17 protein-coding genes are annotated in these 19,045 nt (G+C 63.3%); 1 reads left to right on the forward strand and 16 read right to left on the reverse strand.

Features of this window, described 5'->3' with window-relative positions; all coding sequences use genetic code 11:
• Positions 1-9: 9 nt before the first annotated feature.
• From PSH73_RS01885 to PSH73_RS01945, 13 genes are all read right to left on the reverse strand, one after another.
• Positions 10-1,257 (reverse strand): NAD(P)/FAD-dependent oxidoreductase, encoded by a 1,248-nt coding sequence (locus PSH73_RS01885; protein WP_143110322.1) that lies wholly within the window; start codon positions 1,255-1,257, stop codon positions 10-12.
• Between the two features lie 57 nt (positions 1,258-1,314).
• Positions 1,315-3,627, reverse strand: coding sequence for an MMPL family transporter (locus PSH73_RS01890; protein WP_057958092.1), 2,313 nt, complete (start codon positions 3,625-3,627; stop codon positions 1,315-1,317).
• On the reverse strand, positions 3,617-4,300 hold the full coding sequence (locus PSH73_RS01895; RefSeq protein WP_225923833.1) for an outer membrane lipoprotein carrier protein LolA: 684 nt from the start codon (positions 4,298-4,300) through the stop codon (positions 3,617-3,619). The genes PSH73_RS01890 and PSH73_RS01895 overlap by 11 nt, the downstream gene beginning before the upstream one ends.
• Positions 4,294-4,722 (reverse strand): thioesterase family protein, encoded by a 429-nt coding sequence (locus tag PSH73_RS01900; protein ID WP_057958093.1) that lies wholly within the window; start codon positions 4,720-4,722, stop codon positions 4,294-4,296. Before PSH73_RS01900 ends, PSH73_RS01895 begins: the two co-directional genes overlap by 7 nt.
• A complete protein-coding gene (gene hutH / locus PSH73_RS01905; RefSeq protein WP_057958094.1) occupies positions 4,715-6,259 on the reverse strand; it encodes a histidine ammonia-lyase in 1,545 nt (514 codons plus the stop codon). Before hutH ends, PSH73_RS01900 begins: the two co-directional genes overlap by 8 nt.
• Complete coding sequence (locus tag PSH73_RS01910; RefSeq protein ID WP_057958095.1) at positions 6,240-7,178, reverse strand: glycosyl transferase; 939 nt, start codon at positions 7,176-7,178, stop codon at positions 6,240-6,242. The genes hutH and PSH73_RS01910 overlap by 20 nt, the downstream gene beginning before the upstream one ends.
• Entirely contained in the window at positions 7,175-7,909 is a 735-nt protein-coding gene (locus tag PSH73_RS01915; RefSeq protein WP_057437268.1) for a glycosyltransferase family 2 protein, read from the reverse strand. The genes PSH73_RS01910 and PSH73_RS01915 overlap by 4 nt, the downstream gene beginning before the upstream one ends.
• Positions 7,910-8,031: 122 nt before the next feature.
• Positions 8,032-9,702, reverse strand: coding sequence for an acyl-CoA synthetase family protein (locus PSH73_RS01920; protein WP_305461839.1), 1,671 nt, complete (start codon positions 9,700-9,702; stop codon positions 8,032-8,034).
• On the reverse strand, positions 9,699-10,244 hold the full coding sequence (locus PSH73_RS01925) for a hypothetical protein (RefSeq protein WP_057958097.1): 546 nt from the start codon (positions 10,242-10,244) through the stop codon (positions 9,699-9,701). Before PSH73_RS01925 ends, PSH73_RS01920 begins: the two co-directional genes overlap by 4 nt.
• Complete coding sequence (locus PSH73_RS01930; protein WP_032862153.1) at positions 10,241-10,495, reverse strand: acyl carrier protein; 255 nt, start codon at positions 10,493-10,495, stop codon at positions 10,241-10,243. The genes PSH73_RS01925 and PSH73_RS01930 overlap by 4 nt, the downstream gene beginning before the upstream one ends.
• Before the next feature lie 9 nt (positions 10,496-10,504).
• The gene (locus PSH73_RS01935; RefSeq protein WP_057958098.1) at positions 10,505-10,774 is read right to left on the reverse strand and encodes a phosphopantetheine-binding protein; all 270 of its coding nucleotides are present in this window, start codon (positions 10,772-10,774) and stop codon (positions 10,505-10,507) included.
• Positions 10,752-11,564, reverse strand: coding sequence for a 1-acyl-sn-glycerol-3-phosphate acyltransferase (locus tag PSH73_RS01940; RefSeq protein ID WP_057437274.1), 813 nt, complete (start codon positions 11,562-11,564; stop codon positions 10,752-10,754). Before PSH73_RS01940 ends, PSH73_RS01935 begins: the two co-directional genes overlap by 23 nt.
• Complete coding sequence (locus PSH73_RS01945) at positions 11,540-12,259, reverse strand: beta-ketoacyl synthase chain length factor (RefSeq protein WP_057958099.1); 720 nt, start codon at positions 12,257-12,259, stop codon at positions 11,540-11,542. Before PSH73_RS01945 ends, PSH73_RS01940 begins: the two co-directional genes overlap by 25 nt.
• Positions 12,260-12,608: 349 nt before the next feature.
• Here PSH73_RS01945 and PSH73_RS01950 point away from each other — a divergent pair, with 349 nt between their 5' ends.
• Positions 12,609-13,379 (forward strand): ParA family protein, encoded by a 771-nt coding sequence (locus PSH73_RS01950; RefSeq protein ID WP_057958100.1) that lies wholly within the window; start codon positions 12,609-12,611, stop codon positions 13,377-13,379.
• Between the two features lie 96 nt (positions 13,380-13,475).
• On the opposite strand, the gene trxC is transcribed toward PSH73_RS01950, so the two are convergent.
• The 3 genes from trxC to mscK form a co-directional block, all read right to left on the reverse strand.
• Positions 13,476-13,910: a thioredoxin TrxC gene (gene trxC, locus PSH73_RS01955; protein WP_057958101.1), complete on the reverse strand. Its 435-nt coding sequence runs from the start codon at positions 13,908-13,910 to the stop codon at positions 13,476-13,478.
• Between the two features lie 276 nt (positions 13,911-14,186).
• Positions 14,187-15,650, reverse strand: coding sequence for a protein adenylyltransferase SelO (gene selO, locus PSH73_RS01960; RefSeq protein WP_057958102.1), 1,464 nt, complete (start codon positions 15,648-15,650; stop codon positions 14,187-14,189).
• Positions 15,651-15,698: 48 nt separating this feature from the next.
• On the reverse strand, positions 15,699-19,037 hold the full coding sequence (mscK, locus tag PSH73_RS01965) for a mechanosensitive channel MscK (protein WP_120731346.1): 3,339 nt from the start codon (positions 19,035-19,037) through the stop codon (positions 15,699-15,701).
• Between the last annotated feature and the right edge of the window lie 8 nt (positions 19,038-19,045).

Genomic DNA, 19,045 nt, shown 5'->3' on the forward strand with positions numbered 1-19,045 from the left:
GTGGGCTGCTCATAGGTTTTCTGCCGCACAAATTTCCGAGAGCATCCGCAAGCGGCGCTTGGGTTCGCTGACAAAGGGGTTGCGTTCATCCCAGGCGTAGCCGGCGAGGATCGAACTGATCATGCGGCGGATTTCCGGCGAGCTGCCAGGGTGATAGATCACATCCTGGAAGGTGCCGGCGTACCAGCCTTCGACGTAGCAGCGGAAGGTGTCGACCCCGCGTTTGAGCGGCACCGCGAACTCGGTTTGCCAGTCCACGCTTTCGCCCTTGAGCTGGCGGTGCAAGAGGCCGGCGGCCATGCTGGCCGAGCGCATGGCGATGGTCACGCCGGACGAGAACACCGGGTCGAGGAACTCCGCGGCATTGCCCAGCAGCGCAAACCCCGGGCCATGCAGGGTGGTGACGTTCGCCGAGTAGCCGCCAATGGTCCGGGCCGGGGTATCCCACACGGCATTCGCCAGCACACTGGACAGGCTCGGGGTTTGTTCGATAAAGCGGCGCAGGCAGGCATCCAGATCCCCATCGCAGCCGGCGAAATGCTCCTTGGCCGCGACCACGCCCACCGAGCAGCGCCCGTTGCTGAACGGGATGGTCCAGAACCAGATATCGCGCTGGGTCGGGTGGGTGGTGATAAGGATCTTGCTGCGGTCGAAGCCCGGATGTTCGATACGGTCTTCGACGTGGGTGAACACCGCCTGGCGCAGCGGGAAGTTCGACGGCGCCTCCAGGTTCAGCAGGCGTGGCAGCACGCGGCCGTAACCGCTGGCGTCGAGGACGAAGCCGGCCTTGATGTGGTATTCGCGACCGTTTTCGCGGCGTACATGCAGGTAGCGGTGGCCGGCGGCGAAATCCACCCCGACCAGGGTCTGGCCGTAACGGATCTCTACGCCTTGCAGCGCCGCCTGATCGGCCAGCAACTTGTCGAAGTCGGCGCGCTGGACCTGGAAGGTCGTGGGCTTGCCGTCGCTGAACGTGTCACCGAAATCAAAGGCGCTGTAGCGCTCGCCCCAGGCAAACGCGGCACCGGTTTTCAGTTGGAAACCGGCGGCGTTGACGGCCTCGAGCATGCCGGCTTCTTCGATAAAGTCTATGCAGTGGGACAGCAGGCTCTCGCCGATGGAAAAACGCGGGAAGTGCTCGCGCTCGATGATCAATACATCATGCCCGTTACGCTTGAGCAGCGCGGCCGCAATGGCACCGGACGGGCCGGCACCGATCACCACGACCTGGCGGCGTTCCATTTCAACTGTGGGCACTGTGGCTCCTTGCCGGGTTGGCGATCATTACATTCAACTCAAAAAAATTAGTGGGCATCATTGCGCATGTTCCTGGCGGCCGGCCCATGGCGCCAGCATAAAGCTGAAGGCCAGGCCCAGGCTGACCGACAGGCCGAAATTACTCACCGCCGGGGTGCTGGACACCGCCAGCAGGCCAAAGGACAGCCAGGTGGTGACGGCTGCCAGCAACGTCCCCAGCAGGCTGACAGCGGCACCGCCGATCTGTTCGCGCATGAGGATTGCATAATCGACGCTGATCGCCGTCACCAGCAGCAGGCCGAACAGGCTGAACAGGGTCAACGGCTGCCCCAGCCAACCGAGGCTGGCCAGGCTGCACAGCGCCGCCAGCAGCGGCAGGGCGACAATCCGCAGCGCGCCGCCCAGGCCAAAGGGCAGAATCAGCAGCAAGACGATCAGTACACAGGACAATAATTTCAATTCGGCAGCGCTGATCTGGGTTGCGGCAAATACCTGGTTCAAGTCGCCGAGGCGGTCCACCAGTTGCACGCCCGGCAGGTCCAGGGCCTGGATGCGCAGCAGCGCCGGGTTGTTCAAGCCTTGCAGGCTGACCATCGCCGCCACGCCGCCCTCGACATTGCCCAGCCACAGCAGGCGCCACGGCTCGGCCAGCGGGCCAGCCAGGGCGGCGTCGATGTCGGCGGTGGGCAGCGCCTGCAACTGCGCCAGCTCTGCTTGCAGGGCGCTGGCGGGGATGCCGAGGTCGAGCAGCGGCTGCCACAGGGCGGGCAGTTGATTCAGGGCTTCGCGCAATTGCTGCTGTTCGCCGGGGGGGCTGACCAGTTGATTGAGCGCCAGGTAGCCTTGCAGTTTTTCCATGTGCACCAGTTGATCCAGGCGCAGGCTCAACGCAGCCTGGCGTTCCAGCAACTGCTGTTGATTGTCCGCGCGTACCAGGAAGAACTGGCTGGTGGGCTGGTAGCCGGTAATGCGGGCAATCGCCTGGGCTTCTTGCAGCAGTTGCGGCGGCGCGCTGATCCACTGGCGAATATCGTTCTTGCTGTTCAGATGCCACAGGCCACCGGCGCAGAACAGCAGGGCCAGCACCAGCAATGCCTGGCTCGGCAGGCGCTTGAGCAGCGACTCACGCACCCCCAGCAGGAACTCGGCGACCCGCAGCGGCCATTGCGCCGGGCGCAGGTCCATGCCGTTGAGCAGCGCCGGCAACAGGCACACCGCCGACAGGTAGGCGCCCACCAGGCCGGCGGCGGAGAACACGGCGATCTGGGTCAGCGCCGGGAACGGCGTCCAGGCCAGGGCCAGGTAGCCGATGCAACTGGTGGCCAGGCTCAGGCTCAGGCCCGGCAGGGTCAGGCGCAAGGCTGGCCAGCTGCGCCAGGGTTGCAGGCTCCAGCTCTTGGACAGGTAGTGCAGCGGGTAGTCGACGGCCACGCCGATCAGGCTCGCGCCCAGCACCAGGGTCATCACATGCATATGGCCGAACAGCGCCACACAGGCCACCGCGCCAAACAGCATGCCCACCAGCACCGGGACAAACGCCAGCAACACCCGCCAGCGACGAAACGCCAGCAGCAACAGCAACAGGATCCCCACCGTTGCGCCACCGCCGACCCAGGTCATCTCGCGGCTGGCTTGTTGTTGACCGTTGGCCGCGTACAGCAGGCCGCTGGCGGCGAGCAGTTGCACGCCGTGCTGGGCGGCCTGTTCGCGGCTGGCTTGCAGCAAGTCGGCGACTTGCAGCGGCAGCTTCATATCAAAGGCATTGCCCTGGGTACGCGCACGCAGCAATACCCAGCTCTTGCCGTCGGCGTCGGCGATCAGCGCGCCGCTGCCGATATCCAGTTGCACCGCGCCGTGTTGTGGCTGGCTGCTCTGGATGCGTCCGGTCAGGCCCAGCCAGTCGTCCTGGCTGGGGACCAGGCTGAAGCCGGTAAAGGGATCGAACAGTGTGTGTACCCGCTCTGCGATAAACGCCGCAGGCTCGCCGATCAACTGTTCGCGGTCCTTGGTCGACAGCATCGCCAGGCGCCCTTGCAGCAATTGCTGGCGCAGGGCGGGCAGGTCGGCTTGCAGGGTCCAGGTGACTTTTTCAAACAGACCGCTGGCCTGCCAGCGCTCGCCCAATTGTTCGGCCATGGCCACCGCCTGCTGACGCTCGGCATGCCCGACCAGCACCAGCATCTCGCGGTTCAGGGGTTCCTGCATGCGCTGCTCGGCCGCCAGCTCCAGGGCGTCCGGGGTGTTACCTGGCACCAGTTCCATCAGGTTGGCCGACAACGGCGCGCCCTGGCGCCATTGCCAGCCGGCCAGGGCCAGCACGGCCACCAGCAGGATCAGGAACAGGCGCGGCAACCAACGCTCACTGGGCAAAGTCGTGTTGCTCCGCGTCGCTCAAAGGTTGCGTGCTGGTACTGTCCTGCATGCGCAACAGGGTGCTGTCGCCCTGGGTTTCCAGCAACTCGATGGTGTGCACCAGTTCGCCGCCGTCGATATTGATTTGGGTGAACACTTGCTTGAGCAGCAGCGAGCGCGGGATCAACGTGAGTTTCCAGGCCTTGGCTTCGCCTTGCAGCTGCAACTCGAAGTCGCGCTGCAAGCCACTGCTGTCGCCTTGCAGGACGGCGAGGAACAAACGGTTCTGCTCGGCGCCGGCGCTTTTGTTCGGCAGTGGCTGCCAACCGTTTGCATCACGGCGGGCAATACCCTGGGCGTTGATGCGGTAGTCCTGCTGCAGCGGGGTTTTCAGCAGCCAGAGCAGGCCGTGGTCCTTGGCCAGGACGAAGGTACCTGTGCTGGTCAGCGGCTGGGGCAGGGCACGCAGGTGTTTTTCCTGGATGAAGTTGCCGTGGATCACCGTAGGCTTGGCCAGTTGATCGCTGAGCTGTTGCAGGTCAAAAGCATAAGCCCCGAAGCTCAGCAACAACCCTGCCGCTGTAGGTGCGAGCTTGCTCGCAAAAAACCTCAGGGCGCTGCGCAGTGTCAGGGCCCCTGGGTTAGCGTTGACGTCCATCGCCGGCAAGCCAGCTCCCACAGGGGTCAGCATTTCAAGGCCCTTTCGACGGCGGTGGTGAACACGGTTGGCGAGGCCAGTTGCATCTCGCGGCTGGCAATTTCTACGGCCACTTGCACGGTGCTGGCGCGGGTCAGGCGTTCGCCGCTGGCAAGGTCGGTGATCAGGTAGTTGACCTTCAAGCGGTTCTCCCACTCCACCAGGCTGGCGCGCACGTTGAGGGTCTGGCCAAAGGTGGCGCCACGCACGTAGCGCAGTTGCATGTCGATCACCGGCCACGCATAGCCGGATTCGAGCATTGCCGTGTAGTTGTGGCCGAGCTTGTCGAGCAACGCGCAACGGGCGATTTCCAGGTACTTCACGTAGTGGCCGTGCCAGACCACGTTCATCGTGTCGATGTCGAAGAACGGTACGAGGATTTGTGTGTCGCTGTGCAATACGCCGGGGCTACGCATGCAGCCTCCAGTGTTGCGCGGCGATGCGTTGCAGGCACAGGCGCAGTTCGCCCTCCAGGGCCCGGTCTTCGATCACCGGCGGGAAGTCCTTGGCCAGTGCCTCGTGCATCGCAGCCAGGGCTGGCGGCAACGGCCGTGCATCCTTGACCTGGGCGCGCAACCACACGCCCTGGTTGGCGGCGAGCAAGGTGGCGGCGGCCACTTGTTCGGTCAGCTCCAAGACGCGGATCGCATCGCGGGCGGCGATGGTGCCCATGCTGACCTTGTCCTGGTTGTGGCATTCGGTGGAGCGCGAAAACACGCTGGCCGGCATGGTGTTTTTCAACGCTTCGGCGGTCCAGGCGCTGGTGCCGATCTGCACCGCTTTGAAGCCGTGGTTGATCATTGCGCGGTCCGCCGGGGCGCCCGACAGGTTGCTCGGCAAGCCATGGTTGTAGCGCTCGTCCACCAGCAGCGCGAGTTGCCGGTCGAGCAGGTCGGCGACGTTGGCCACCAGGTTCTTCAGGCTGTCCATGGCAAAGGCGATATGCCCGCCGTAGAAGTGCCCGCCGTGCAGCACACGTTCGGCTTCGGCGTCGATGATCGGGTTGTCGTTGGCACTGTTGAGTTCGATCTCGATAAACGAGCGCAGCCAGTTCAGGCTGTCGGCCAGCACGCCGAGGACGTGGGGCGCGCAGCGTAGCGAGTAGCGGTCTTGCAGGCGGTGCAGCGGCGCGGTCGGGGCGTCGATCGCCAGGTCCTTGCGCAGCCAGGCTGCGACCTGCATCTGCCCGGGGTGTGGTTTGGCGGCGAACAGGCGTTCGTCGAAGTGCTCCGGGTTGCCTTGCAACGCCACCACGTTCAGCGCGGTGATGCGTGTGGCCAGTTGCAGCAGGTAGTCGGCGCGGGCGAAGGCCAGGCAGGCCAGGCCGGTCATCACCGCGGTGCCGTTCATCAGCGCCAGGGCTTCCTTGGGTCGCAGCACCAGCGGGGTCCAGCCCAGCTCGCGATGGACATCGGCAGCCTGGCGGCGCTCGCCCCGGAACAGCACTTCACGCTCGCCGGACAAGGTCGCGGCCACGTATGACAGCGGCGTCAGATCGCCGCTGGCGCCGACCGAGCCTTCTTCCGGGATCAGCGGCAGGATGTCGTGTTCAAGAAACGCATGCAGGCGCTCCAGCAGTTCAACCCGCACCCCGGACACGCCATGGCACAGCGACTGTAAACGCGCCGCCAGCACCGCACGGGTGGCCTGGGCGTCGAGCAACTTGCCCAGGCCGCAGCCGTGGAAGGTGTACAGGTGGCGCGGCAATGCCTCGACATGCTGCAACGGCACCGCCACCACGCACGAGTCGCCATAGCCGGTGGTCACGCCGTAGATCACGCCTTCCTTGTCCAGCAGCGAATCGAGGAACTGCGCGCCCTTGGCGATGCGCTGGCGGTACCCGGCATCGTCTTGCAGGCGAGTGGGCGCCTGACGGTTGGCCAGGGCCAGCACGTCTTCGATGCGCAAAGGGAGTTCGCCGAAGGTTACCGGCTCAAGCAGATGCGTCGTCATCGGTCTTCCAGAAAGGGTAAAAGTTGAACCATTGTTGGGGCGCTTCCAGGCAGAATTGGCCCAGGCGTTCGGCGTAGCGGGCGGCCCAGTGGGCGATCACTTGCGGGCGGTCGCTGCGTTTCCATTCGATCAATTGGGCGAAGGGCTCGATGATCAAACGATAGCGGCCCTGGTGCTTGAGGCACATCAGCAGGTTGACCGGGCATTTGAGCAGCCCGGCCAGCAACCACGGGCCCTGGGGGAAGGCCGCGCTATGGCCGAGAAAGTCCACGCGCACGGTGCGCCCGCCATGCAGCGGGATTCGGTCGCCGGCAATCGCCAGCCATTCACCGTCGTCCAGGCGCTGGCTGAGCAGCAGCATCACCGCCGGGTCCAGTTCGCTGACCTGGATCAGCCGCAGGTTGCTCGCCCCGGCTTCGCCCAGCAGGCGGTTGAACTGTTCGGCATGCTTGGTGTGCACCAGCACATTCATGGTGACTTTCTCGCCCAGCTCCGCCAGGGCCCGGCACACTTCCAGGTTGCCCAGGTGCGCACCCACCAGCATCTGCCCACGTTCGCCGCGCAGTTGCCCGCGCAACTGGGCCGGGTCGATGATCTCGATCTGTTCCAGGCGCAGCTTGCCGTTCCATACGTCGAGCTTGTCCAGCAAGGCGTCGGCGAAGGCCATGAATTGGCTGAAGACCTTTTTGTGGCTGGGGCGCAGCTCGTCGCGCCCACTCCAGTCGGCCAGGCGCTGCTGGTATTGCCAGATGCTCTGGCGCGCGGCGCGACCAAACACGAAAAAGTACAGGACGATGCCATACAGCAGTGGGCTCAGCACCCGGCGCCCGAGGACCTTGGCGGCGAACGCGGTGAGCTTCATCAGCCAGAAACTGCCGCGCTCCTGGCGGTCGGCCCAATGCCGGGTGTTTTCGCTCATGCCTGCCACCGTCGCCAGAGGATCAGCGGCGCACGCAGCAACATGCCAAAGAACAGCCGGGTGTGCATCGACGAAATCAGCAGGTTGTCGTGGAACATCCGAAAGTGCGACAGGCCATCGGCCGGGTAATGCACCTTGGTCGGCAGCCAGCGCATCGGCTGGTTGCGCCATGACAAACGCACGAGGATGTCGGAGTCGAAATCCATGCGCTTGCCGATCCGCGCCGAGTCCATCAGCGCCAGCACCGGTGCCAGCGGGTAGATGCGAAAGCCGCACATCGAATCGCGGATCTGCAGCGACAGGCTGTTGATCCACACCCAGACATGGGTCAGGTAGCGGGCGTAGAGGCGGCCCTTGGGCACGCTGTCGTCGTATTCGGGGTAGCCGCAGATCACCGCATCGGGGTGAGTGCGCGAGGCGTCGATAAACAGGGCGACTTCGCGCAGGTCGTGCTGGCCGTCGGCGTCCACTTGCAGGGCATGGGTAAAGCCCAGGCGTGCGGCTTCGCGAAAACCGACTTGCACCGCACCGCCCTTGCCCTGGTTGGTGGGCAGGGTGATCAGCGAGACGTTGTCCAGGCTGGCCAGTTGCGCCAGTACGGCGGCGCAGGCGGGGCTGCTGCCATCGTCCACCAGCAGGCAGGGCAGGCCATGCTCCAGCAGGCTGCGGACCACGGCGGGCACGGCGGCTTCATGGTTGTAGACCGGGATCAGGGCGCAGGGGTTATGCATGGTGGCGGACACCTGATGGACCGAGTTGCCTGCATCGCAGGCAAGCCAGCTCCCACATTGGGAATGTGTATCCATTGTGGGAGCGGGCTTGCCCGCGATTGAGCGCGCAGCGCTCACCCAACCTATGCATGAGAATTCTCCAGCAAAACCCGCCCGCTGGAACACGCCGCACTGTCATTGCGATAAGCGAAATACAACTTGCCCCGCTCGCGATCAAAACGCAGGTGCAACTCGACCACATCGCCCGGGCGCACCAGTTGCTGGAATTTGAGCACTTCCATGCCGGCAAAGGTCGGCGGGAGATCGAGCAGTTGCTGGCCCAGATTGAACGCCCATTCCACCTGCACAACCCCCGGCAGCACCGGGGTGTGGGGGAAGTGGCCGCTGAAGTAGGCCAGGTCCGGCGGAATGCTCAGTTGCAGGGTCCATTCGCCGTCGCTTTCGACCTGCGCCAGGACGTCCGGCGCCTTGGGGCGCGGCGCCTGCAGCAGGGCTTCGATTTGCGCCTGGGGCAGCTTGCCCTGGGGGTTGAGCGGCAACTGCCGCAACAGGCGCCAGCGGCGGGGCAGGGCCAGGGCTTCGCAATGCTGGCTCAGGTGTTGGCGCAGGGTTTGGGTGACGGTCCGTCGGCCTTGGTTGCGCAAGGCGTGCAGGCCGTCGCCACTGAGCACCACCAGGGCGCCGAGGGACGCGCGGTTTTCCTGGACCACGCCCAGGCGCGCTTCGGCGACCCAGGCGTGATCCGCCAGGGCTTGTTCGAGCATCGGCAGGGAGATGCGTTTTTCTTCCAGCTTGACGATCCGATCCAGGCGCCCGAGCAGTTCGAAGCGCCCGTCGGCGTGGATCTGGGCGGCATCGGCAGTCTGCTCGACATGCCCCGCTGGCAGGTACGGCGAGGCAATGCGCAAGGTGCCGTCGGCATCCTGGCTCAGTTGCACATCGGCAAACGGCTGCCACGGCGAGTGGCCCTGGCGCCAGGCAATGCCGCCGGTTTCCGAGCTGCCGAGGATCTCCGTCGGCCACTGCTGCAGGCGTTGATGCAGACTGTCGGCCGCGTCGGCGGGCAGTGCGCCACCGGAGGAGAACACGCGCTTGACCGTGCTCAAGGCGGCCCAGTCAAGATTGTCGCCCATGCGCTTGAGCAGGGCCGGGCTGGCCACCCAGGCAAAGTGCGGGTGCTGGCGGCTGACGCGCTGCAAGTCTTCGGGGAACGGCAGTTGCTCACGCACAAACGTGCGCCCAGCGCACAGCGGCCACAGCACGCGGAACAGCAGGCCGTAGATATGCTGGGTGGCGACGCTGCCGATGATGCAGGCCTGGCCCAGGTCGGCGCCCCACAAGGCTTCCAGGGCCTGGACCTCATTGGCCAGTTGGCGCAGGGTTTTGTCGATGCGCTTGGGCTCGCCGCTGGAGCCGGAGGTGCACAGGCTCAACTGGCAGGTATCCAGGTCAAGGGCGGCGGCGGCAACTGCGGGCTGGTAGAGCGCGTCAAGGTCGCCCGCTTCGGTCAGCCAGGCGTCAACATCAGCGGCCCAGCGTTGGCGGGTCTGGGGTTGCAGGTCGGCGGGCAGCAACACGCTGACCCCGGCCTGCCAGGCGCCCAGCAAGGCGATCGCCAGCTCGCCGGCGTCGTTCAGGTGCACCGCCAGGCGCTGGATGCCACGGGCTTGCAGGCCGGACGCCAGGCTCAGGGCCCGCTCGCACAGTTGCGCGTGATTCATCGACGGTTCGGTAGTGACCAAACGCAGTTCCACAGGCTCAAGCAACAGATGCTCAAGATTGACCCAATTCATACGCGGCCTCGAACCCTTTGTCGTATCAGCCATTCCACGGCAAACAACAGCCCCATCAAGCCATAGGCGATCAGACCGTTGTACAACGTCCACCAGCTCAGCGGTGCCCACAGGGTGAGCGCGGCGGCGAGCAGGCCGTTACACAAGAAAAACACACTCCATGCCACGGTGACCTGGCGTGTGTACGCAATGGCCTTTTCGGGCAATTGCGGATCGCTCAGGCGCGCCAGGCGCTCGACCATCGGCGGGCCGTATTTCAGGCTCAGGCCGAACAGCGCCAGCATGAACACGCTGACCAGGCTCGGGTACCAGCGCAGCAGTTGCGGGTTGTCGAACCAGGCCAGCAGCAGGCAAAACACAATTGCAGCCGCCGCCATCCAGCCACTGCCAGGGCGTCGCGGGCCGGTCAGCGCGCGCAGCAACCACAGGCTGGCCAGCAGCAGGCCGAATTGCCACGGAGCGAAATGCTCCGTGCCGTAATACACCGCAAAAGGGTACAGCAGCCCTACCAGCAACAGGCCAAGGCCGATCAGCCGGCTCATGCGGCCGGTTGGACCAGGCGGTAGACCGCCTCGACCACGTCATTGACCGTACGCACGGCCTTGAACTCTTCGGCGGCGATTTTCTTGCCGGTCTGGCGCTTGATATGGTCGATCAGGTCCACGGCATCGATGCTGTCGATTTCCAGGTCCTGGTACAGGTTGGCGTCGAGAGTGACCCGTGCCGGGTCCAGTTCAAACAGTTCCACCAGGGCGTCGCGCAGGGTGTTGAAGATATCGTCACGAGTTTGCATGGTTGGGTCTCAAGCTGCCTGTCTGGCCGTGACGAACGCCGCGAGGCTGGCCACGTTGATAAAGTGATTGCGGGTGTCCTTGGCGTCGGCGTCGATCTTGATGCCGTACTTTTTCTGGATCGCCAGGCCCAGTTCCAGGGCGTCTACCGAATCCAGGCCCAGGCCTTCGCCGAACAGGGGTTGCTCGCTGCCAATGTCGCAGGCGTCGATATCTTCCAGGCCCAGGGCCTCGATGATCAGGGTTTTGATTTCGTGCTCAAGGCTGTTTGGGTTGCTCATCTTCGGCGAGCTCCTTAATGAAATAGTGATGCAGGTAATCGTTGAGCTTGCGTGAGGCCTGAGGCGCTGGCCCTTGTGAGGCAAACACCTGTGGGTCTATATCGGCACCCACCTGCAAACTGAAGTGAAAGCGGCGGTGGGGGATGCGATACCAGGGCTCGGCCTTGGTCAGCGTGGTCGGGCTGACCTTGAGCACCACGGGGGTGATGATTGTCGCACCGCGCAGGGCGATGGCGGCGGCCCCGCGATGAAAGGCCGGGGCTTTGCCCGGTACGGTGCGGGTGCCTTCGGGAAAGATAATCAGGGTCTGGCCGCCCCTCAGGGCGCCTGCGGCGGCATCGAGCATGTCGATGCTGCCGTCATTGCTGATATAGCCGGCATCGCTCACCGGGCCACGGGTGAAAGGGTTATGCCACAGGCTTTGCTTGACCACGCAATTGGCATCGCGCACCAGGCCGATCAGCACGACGACGTCGATCAGCGACGGGTGGTTGGCGATGATCATCTGCCCGGGGCGCCCGAGTTTTTCGGCACCCTCGACGCTGTAGGTGAGAATGCCGGCGCGGTACATCATGTTGATAAAGAACCAGAACAGGCGGCCGATGGTCAGGCGCGCACGTCGCTGATGCTGCTGCGCATCCCCCGGCAGGCAACTGAGCAGGGGAAACACCAGCAGGCGCAGGCACAGGCCGCCCAGGCCGAACAGCACGAAGCTGGCGGCCGTGGCGAACAGGCGCCAGTAATAGGCGTCCCGGGGCTTGTCGGTCAGGGTTTGCGTTGCCAGTTCCATACTCGGTTCTTCCAGGCATGTTGGCAGGCCCCCTGCTCGGTAAGCAGGGCGCACAGCAGGTTCAGGGCATGGGGCCACTGGGTCTTGGCAGGTTGGACAGTCGCGGTGTGCAGCGCCAGTTGCCATTCGTCGCCTGGGGTCAGCAGCAGGCCCAGGGCGTAGGGGAACGGCACGTCGTCGATCCAGCGTGCGTAGGCTGGAGGTGGCTGCTCTTCGGTAATCACCAGCAATACCGCCGGCGCGCCCTCGTTGAGCAGGGCGGCGGCCTCGAGCATGCCGTGCTCCAGGCCGTCGCCCGCGGCTGCCAGGGCAGTCATTTCGCTGGTTTCATTGCGCAGGATCGACCACAGGCCAATTACCGCGTTGTGCACCGACAGGCTGAACTGGGTGGGCGACAGGGGCTGGTCATTGGCCAGGTCGCTGAGAATATCCAGGGTGCGTGGGGTTTCGCCGTGACGTGAAACAAACACCAGCGGCAGATCCTGCAAACCTTCGGCCAATGGCCAGCCGACGCTGAAGGCCATCCGCGCCAGGCGGCTCAGGCGCCGGCGCTGCATGGCCGGCAGGAACGACACATCGGGCGCGGCATCGCTTTGGGCGAGCAACACCTTGGCATGGCACCAGTCGCGCCAGGCATCCTCGCTGTCGAGCCCAGGGGCCCAGGCACGCCATTGGGCGATGTTGAAGTTGATCACTGAGAAGATTTCCCGCCCCTGCGGGCTTCCTTGTGCTGCAAATTGCCCCGCCGCGACGGGACATGGCGCGATGGCCGAGTGGCGCGCATTATCCCGGTGCTGTGGGGTTCTAGCAAACTTTGGTAAAGAATTGTTCACGAGATATTACAAAGTCGGCGAAAAAGGATCAGTGATTGTCCGCCAATGGCTACGGGTGTCTGGTGTCAGGTAACTCTGTATTGGTTGGCGTGTTACGAGATAGTTATGCGGGATCCATCCCCAGATGCTGTAGTACAAGCTTGATCAAGGTAGCGAGCGGGCGCTTTTGCCCTCTACACTCGGGCATTCATTGATACACGGAGGTTTTTCCATGCGGCGCGTGGTGTTCAATCAAAAAGGCGGCGTTGGCAAATCCAGCATCGCCTGCAACCTGGCGGCGGTCAGTGCCAGTGAAGGCTATCGAACCCTGTTGGTGGACCTCGATGCCCAGGCCAACTCGACCCAGTACCTGACGGGGCTGACGGGCGACGATATTCCCATGGGTATTGCCGACTTCTTCAAGCAGACCCTGTCTTCCGGGCCGTTTTCGAAGAAAAACCAGGTGGATATCTACGAAACCCCCTTCGACAACCTGCATGTCATCACTGCCACCGCAGAGCTGGCGGACCTGCAGCCCAAGCTCGAGGCCAAGCACAAGATCAACAAGTTGCGAAAGCTGTTGGATGAATTGTCCGAGGATTACGACCGGATTTACCTGGATACGCCGCCGGCCCTGAACTTCTATGCGGTTTCGGCGCTGATCGCCGCTGATCGTGTGTTGATCCCTTTCGACTGCGACAGCTTCTCACGGCAGGCGCTGTATGGCCTGCTGGCGGAAATCGAAGAACTCAAGGAGGACCACAACGAAGGCCTCGAAGTGGAAGGCATCGTGGTCAACCAGTTCCAGGCCCGCGCGAGCCTGCCGCAGAAGATGCTGGACGAGTTGATTGCCGAAGGCCTGCCGGTGCTGCCGGTGTACCTGGCCAGCTCGGTGCGCATGCGCGAGTCCCATCAGGAAAGCAAACCGCTGATCCACCTGGACCCGCGCCACAAACTGACCCTGCAGTTTGTGGAGCTGCATAACTTGCTGGAAAACGCCTGATCTGAAGAGTGAACACGCTCAATGTGGGAGCTGGCTTGCCTGCGATCAGGGGGGGCCAGCTTGCAGAGGCATCAACTGACCCACTGTCATCTGGGGTTACACCCCTTGGCTACGCAACCAGCTCATCAGTTGCGGTAACGGAAACGCCCCGCTCTGGCGCGCTACTTCCCGGCCGTTCTTGAATAGGATCAGGCTGGGAATCGAGCGAATCCCCAATTGTGCCGAAAGCTGCTGGTTGGCCTCGCTATCGAGCTTGGCCAGCCGGCACTTGCCGGCCAACTGCCCGGCGGCCTGTTCAAACACCGGCGCAAACGCCTTGCACGGCCCGCACCACGCGGCCCACACGTCCACCAGTAGCGGTAAATCGCCCTTGATCTGGCTGGAATAATCGCCCTGGTTCAATTCAAACGGTTTGCTCAGCAACATCGGCTGCTTGCAGCGCCCGCACTTCGGGGCATCGCCCAGGCGTTCGTGGGGGATGCGGTTGAGGCCGTTGCAGTGTGGGCAGGGGATTACAAGAGAATCGGACATGATGGGGTTCCGTTGACGTTGCCAATGAACACTATTTGGAGCCAGGGCCAAGATTATCAAGGTTAGGCGGTAGCGACGCACGGGCTCACATTTTTGCCTGTGCACATGTTTGACGGCGTATCCAGGCTGCCTACGCAGGTATGAGATACCACCACTGGTCTGCTGAGCGCTTATCGCATACTGCGATAATTTGATCCCGGGACTAACGCTCATAGCAAGATGCGATAACGGCAAGTGGAAGGAATGACCGGAAATGAGCGTATTCATTGAGCAGGGTTAGGACGAGCAACTGATCTCCAAATGCTTGCCCCAATCGGGCGGCCGCTGCGCGTACTGTTCCATCCCCGGCTGTTCTTCAAATGGCGTGCTCAACACCTCATGCAGTCTTCGCACTTCACTGTAGTCGCCTGACTCGGCGGCGGTGATGGCGTTTTGTGCCAGGTAGTTGCGCAGGATATACAGCGGGTTGACCGCGTGCATGCGCTCGCGGCGTTCTGCCTCGCTGCCAGTACCGTCGCGCTCAACCCGGGCCTTGTACTCGTCGGCCCAGGCATCGAAGCCCGCGCGGTCGACAAAGTCATCACGCAGGCGCGCCACGGCCAGTGCGGCGGATTCGTCGCCCAGATGGCGGAAAAACAAGGTGTAGTCCACGCCACTGTTCTGCATCAGTTGCAGCAGGCGCTCCACCAGTTTCTGGTCATCGTCCTCGGCGGTGGTCAGGCCCAGGCGGCGGCGCATCAGGTCCAGGTAATGGGCCTGGTACAGCGGCAGGTACAGGCCCAGGGTCTCGCGCAGGGCTTCAACGCTGATGTATGGCGTCAGCGCCTGGGCCAGGGCGCTGAGGTTCCACTGGCCGATGGGCACCTGGTTGCTGAAGGAATAGCGGCCTTCGTGATCGGAGTGGTTGCAGATGAAGTGGGCGTCGAAGTCATCGAGGAAGGCAAACGGCCCGAAGTCGAAGGTAATCCCCAGGATCGACATATTGTCGGTGTTCATCACCCCATGGCAAAACCCGTAGGCCTGCCACTTGGCGATCAGCTCGGCATTGCGCTCGACGATCTCGCGGAACATTGCCAGGTAGGGCTCGGGTTGCTCCTGGCATTGGGCAAAGTGCAGCTTCAGCACATGCTCGGCCAGTTGTTGGTGCAGCTCGGTTTTCTGGGTGTAGTAGAAGTATTCGAAGTGCCCAAAGCGGATATGGCTCGGCGCCAGGCGCAGCACCATGGCCGCGCGTTCCTGCTTCTCGCGCCATACCGGGGTGTCGGAGCCGATCACGCACAGGGCGCGGCTGCTGGGGATGCCCAGGGCGTGCAAGGCTTCGGAGGCGAGAAACTCGCGGATCGACGAACGCAGCACCGCGCGGCCATCGCCCATGCGCGAGTAAGGCGTTTGCCCGGCGCCCTTGAGGTGCAAGTCCCAGTGCTCGCCCGCCGCGTTATACACCTCGCCCAGCAGCAAGCCGCGGCCGTCCCCCAGTTGCGGGTTGTAAGAGCCAAACTGATGCCCGGAATAGACCATCGCCCGCGGTTCGGCCTCGGCCCACAGCGTGTGGCCGCCGAACAGTTCGGCGAACACCGGCGTGTCGGCCACGGCCGGGTCGAGGTCCAGCAGGGCCATGGCGGCGTTGCTCGCCACCACCAGCCGTGGCTCGTCGATGGGCTCGGGCAATACGTGGGTTGAGAAACCATCGCCCAGGCGGGCGAAGCGGTTGTCGAAGGTCAGGTCGTCGAGGGCTTTCACCGGCCATCTCCAGCAGAATGTCCGAGCATTCTGCTGGGGATAGCGCGGTTAGTCGAGTTTGGCCGGCGGTGTGGGTTGTGGCGAGCCGTCATTCGCCGGCTTGCTCACGGGTTCGACTTCCACCAGCTTGTATTCCTGGCCGTGCAGGTTTTTCAGGTAAATCTCCATCTGACGGAACGAAATGTTGATGCTCTGCTTCTTGAACTCACGGTTGATAAAGCGGTTGACCTCATCAATCACCGGGTTGCGGTCGCCCAGATCGCGTACATGCATGCGCAATTCGTGGTCGAGGGTGCTTTCGCCGAAGTTCAGGAAGTACACAAGGGGTTCCGGGTCTTTCAGTACCCGTGGGTTATCCCTGGCGGCCTTGAGCAACAATTCCTTCACCAGGTCCAGATCGGAGCCGTAGTCCACGCCAAGCTTGAGGGTCACCCGGGTGATGGTGTCGGTCAGCGACCAGTTGATCAACTGCCCGGTGATAAAGGTTTTGTTCGGGACAATGATGTCCTTGCGGTCGAAGTCGGTGATGGTGGTGGCGCGGATGCGGATCTTGCTCACCGTCCCCGACAGGTTGCCGATGGTAATGGTGTCGCCGATGCGCACCGGGCGCTCGAACAGGATCATGATGCCGGAGATAAAGTTGGCGAAGATCTCCTGCATGCCGAAACCCAGGCCCACCGACAGCGCGGCCACCAGCCATTGCAACTTGTCCCAGCTGACCCCGAGGGTCGACAGGGTCGACACAAAGCCCACACCGGCAATCACATACGACAGCAAGGTGGTGGTGGCATAGGCACTGCCCTGGGCCAGGTCGAGTTTGGACAGCACCAGCACTTCCAGCAGGCCCGGCAGGTTGCGCGCCAGGGCGAAGGTGATGCCGATGATGATCAGTGCGCCGAGCATGTCGCCGATGCTGATGGGCACCATGCTGATATTGGCGCCGGTGCCGCTGGTGTACTCGTAGAGGGTGATGTTGTCCAGGTAGGAGAACACCGAGATCAGGTCTGACCAGACCCAGTACAGCGCCGCGATAAAGCCGCCGAGCAAGGCCAGGCGAATCAGGCGCATGGACTGCTCGTTGACCTGCTCGATATCCAGGGTCGGTTCCTCAATCACCACTTCGCCGTCGCCGGCTTCCTTGGCCGCCTGGCGCTTGGCCAGTGCCCGGGAGTAGGCCAGGCGCCGTGCGGCCACACCCAGGCCACGGACGAAGGTGGCTTCGATCACCAGCCAGAACATCAGCAGGTACAGGGTGTTGATCAGGCGGTCGCTGAGTTTGAGCGCGGTGTAGTAGTAGCCAAAACACACGGCAATAAACAGCGCGATGGGCAGCGCGGTAAACGCCACGCCGACCACCTTGCGAAACAGCGAGGCCTTTTCATGGGTCGGGCTATTGAGCAACAGGCGACTGAGCAGCCAGGCCATCAGCCCGTAGCAGGTCAGGACCACAGCGATCCCCAGCACATCGTTGGCCAGGGCCGCCGGCTGATGTTCGGCGATGGACACCACGGCCACCAGCGCCAACACCACCAGCCCCAGTTTGCGGATCCAGCCCTGGAGGAATTCGACCTGGGGTTTTTCCCAGCGGAAATGCAGTTCGGCCACACCGCCCGGCGCCAGGATGCGATAGGCGGTGTAGAACACTAACCACGCCTGGGCGATCTGTACCAGGGCCATGCCCAGGTTGGCGTTCTGCCCACGGGCATCGATTTGCAGGGCGTAGCCACACAGCGCCAGGCCGAGGGTCACCGGCAAGGCCAGCAGGATATTCACCAGAATGGCGATCGGGGTGTGCCACTGGCTGTCACGTTTGAAGTGACCGATATCCATATGGATTTTTTTCAGCCGCTCGTACAGGTTGTTACGTCGCCATAGCAGGGCGCCGATCAACAGCAGCAGGGGCAAGAACAGCAGCGGGCGCTGGGTCAGGCCGTCATACAGTTCGCTGAGGCTGGAGGCCCAGGGCAGGGTGTTGACCTGTTTTTCCAGGCGGGTGGGCACGGCTTCCAGCCATTCGACGTCCAGCGGTTTGTTGCTGGGGATCCAGAACATCTGTTCGTCGAGGGTCGCGCGCAGGCTGGCGGCGGTGCTGAGCAGCTGTTTCTGGTTCAGTTGCAGGGTGATGGATTCGTTGAGCAGTGCGCTCAGTTCCCGGCTCAGGCGCTCGAGCAGGTCGCTGCGGGTCACGGCCAGTTCCAGCAGGGTGCGGCGCAATTGCGGGGTGACCTGGTCTTCGGGCTGGTTGGCCAGCAAGTTATCGACGTAGGCACTCGGCGAGTTGATCAGTTCGCGCTGCTGGTTGACCTCGAACTGGTACAGGCGAATGTTGGCGATATCGTCCGCCAGATCCCGGTCGACCTTCAGGCGCGGCAAGGCCTGTTTCTGTTGATAGAGAATTTTCGACAGCAGCAGGCTGCCCTTGAGCACGTTGATCTGCTCGTCCAGGGCCGAATCGCTCTGGGTCATGCTGTCCAGCAACTGCTTGGTTTTCAGGTTCTCTTGGGTCAGCTCGTTGAGCCGGTCGGTGCTTCTGAGCAGGTAGTCGGACAGTTTCAGGTTGGCCGCGCTTTCCGTGGTCAGCAGGCTGCTGCCGCCGGCCTTCTGCGCTTCGATGGACTGCTGGGTCACGGTTTCCTGGGACTGGGCCAGGCGTTTCTGGTTGATCAGGGTTTGCAGGTCCTGGATTTCCTGCTCCAGGCGCGTGGTTTTTTCCACCGCCAGGTCATGCTGGCTGTTGCCCAGGTCTTGCAACTGGCTGTTGCCCGCCAGCTCCTGGCGGCGCAGCGGGATCAAGGCATTGAGCGCCGCCAGTTCGGCGTTCAGCAGGTTGCGCTGGTCGCCGTTGAGGGGTTTGCCATTGTCCTTGCCGGCCTTGAGGATGCCATTGATCTGCTGGATGCGCGTCTGGCTCTTGCTGATTTCGGTCTGGGCGCGCTCGGGGCGGGTCTGGGCGGCGATGCTCAGGCTGTTGGCGTCGGCCAACTCCTTTTGCAGGTCGCCCTGCTGGGTGCTGCGCTGCACCAGCAGTTGTTCGAGCTGGGGCACCGGCAGGCTGGCGTAGCGCTGGGCCACAGGCACCACTTTGGTGCTTTTGAGGCGGGCCAGTTCACGGGAGTTTTCCGTGGTCTGGCGGGGCGCGCCTTCGAGCTGACGCTTGAGGTCAGTCAGGCGTTGCTCGTAATCCTGCTTGTTGCCCAGCAGGGTCAGGGTCTGCTGCAACACATTTTGCAGCGCCTTCATGTCGGCGTCGGGCAGTTTGCGGTCAGGCAGCTTGTCCAGGGTCTGTTGCACGCTCTCGATGCTTGGCGGGGCGGCGGCATATACGGGGCTGACGCAGAGGGTCAGACCGAGCAGGGCAGTGGCTAAAAAAGTGCGCAGGAATGTCATAGAGACCG

This window comes from Pseudomonas sp. FP2294 (genome assembly GCF_030687625.1).
Classification (GTDB): domain Bacteria; phylum Pseudomonadota; class Gammaproteobacteria; order Pseudomonadales; family Pseudomonadaceae; genus Aquipseudomonas; species Aquipseudomonas shahriarae.

What these genes read in the sequence shown, in the direction of transcription:
- PSH73_RS01900 (WP_057958093.1), bottom strand. Translation starts at nt 4,722, where the DNA reads ATGCGTAGCCCCGGCGTATTGCACAGCGACACACAAATCCTCGTACCG.
- PSH73_RS01940 (WP_057437274.1), bottom strand. Translation starts at nt 11,564, where the DNA reads ATGGAACTGGCAACGCAAACCCTGACCGACAAGCCCCGGGACGCCTAT.
- PSH73_RS01925 (WP_057958097.1), bottom strand. Translation starts at nt 10,244, where the DNA reads ATGAGCCGGCTGATCGGCCTTGGCCTGTTGCTGGTAGGGCTGCTGTAC.
- PSH73_RS01950 (WP_057958100.1), top strand. Translation starts at nt 12,609, where the DNA reads ATGCGGCGCGTGGTGTTCAATCAAAAAGGCGGCGTTGGCAAATCCAGC.
- PSH73_RS01895 (WP_225923833.1), bottom strand. Translation starts at nt 4,300, where the DNA reads ATGCTGACCCCTGTGGGAGCTGGCTTGCCGGCGATGGACGTCAACGCT.
- mscK (WP_120731346.1), bottom strand. Translation starts at nt 19,037, where the DNA reads ATGACATTCCTGCGCACTTTTTTAGCCACTGCCCTGCTCGGTCTGACC.
- PSH73_RS01915 (WP_057437268.1), bottom strand. Translation starts at nt 7,909, where the DNA reads ATGCATAACCCCTGCGCCCTGATCCCGGTCTACAACCATGAAGCCGCC.
- trxC (WP_057958101.1), bottom strand. Translation starts at nt 13,910, where the DNA reads ATGTCCGATTCTCTTGTAATCCCCTGCCCACACTGCAACGGCCTCAAC.
- PSH73_RS01910 (WP_057958095.1), bottom strand. Translation starts at nt 7,178, where the DNA reads ATGAGCGAAAACACCCGGCATTGGGCCGACCGCCAGGAGCGCGGCAGT.
- PSH73_RS01920 (WP_305461839.1), bottom strand. Translation starts at nt 9,702, where the DNA reads ATGAATTGGGTCAATCTTGAGCATCTGTTGCTTGAGCCTGTGGAACTG.
- hutH (WP_057958094.1), bottom strand. Translation starts at nt 6,259, where the DNA reads ATGACGACGCATCTGCTTGAGCCGGTAACCTTCGGCGAACTCCCTTTG.
- PSH73_RS01935 (WP_057958098.1), bottom strand. Translation starts at nt 10,774, where the DNA reads ATGAGCAACCCAAACAGCCTTGAGCACGAAATCAAAACCCTGATCATC.
- PSH73_RS01930 (WP_032862153.1), bottom strand. Translation starts at nt 10,495, where the DNA reads ATGCAAACTCGTGACGATATCTTCAACACCCTGCGCGACGCCCTGGTG.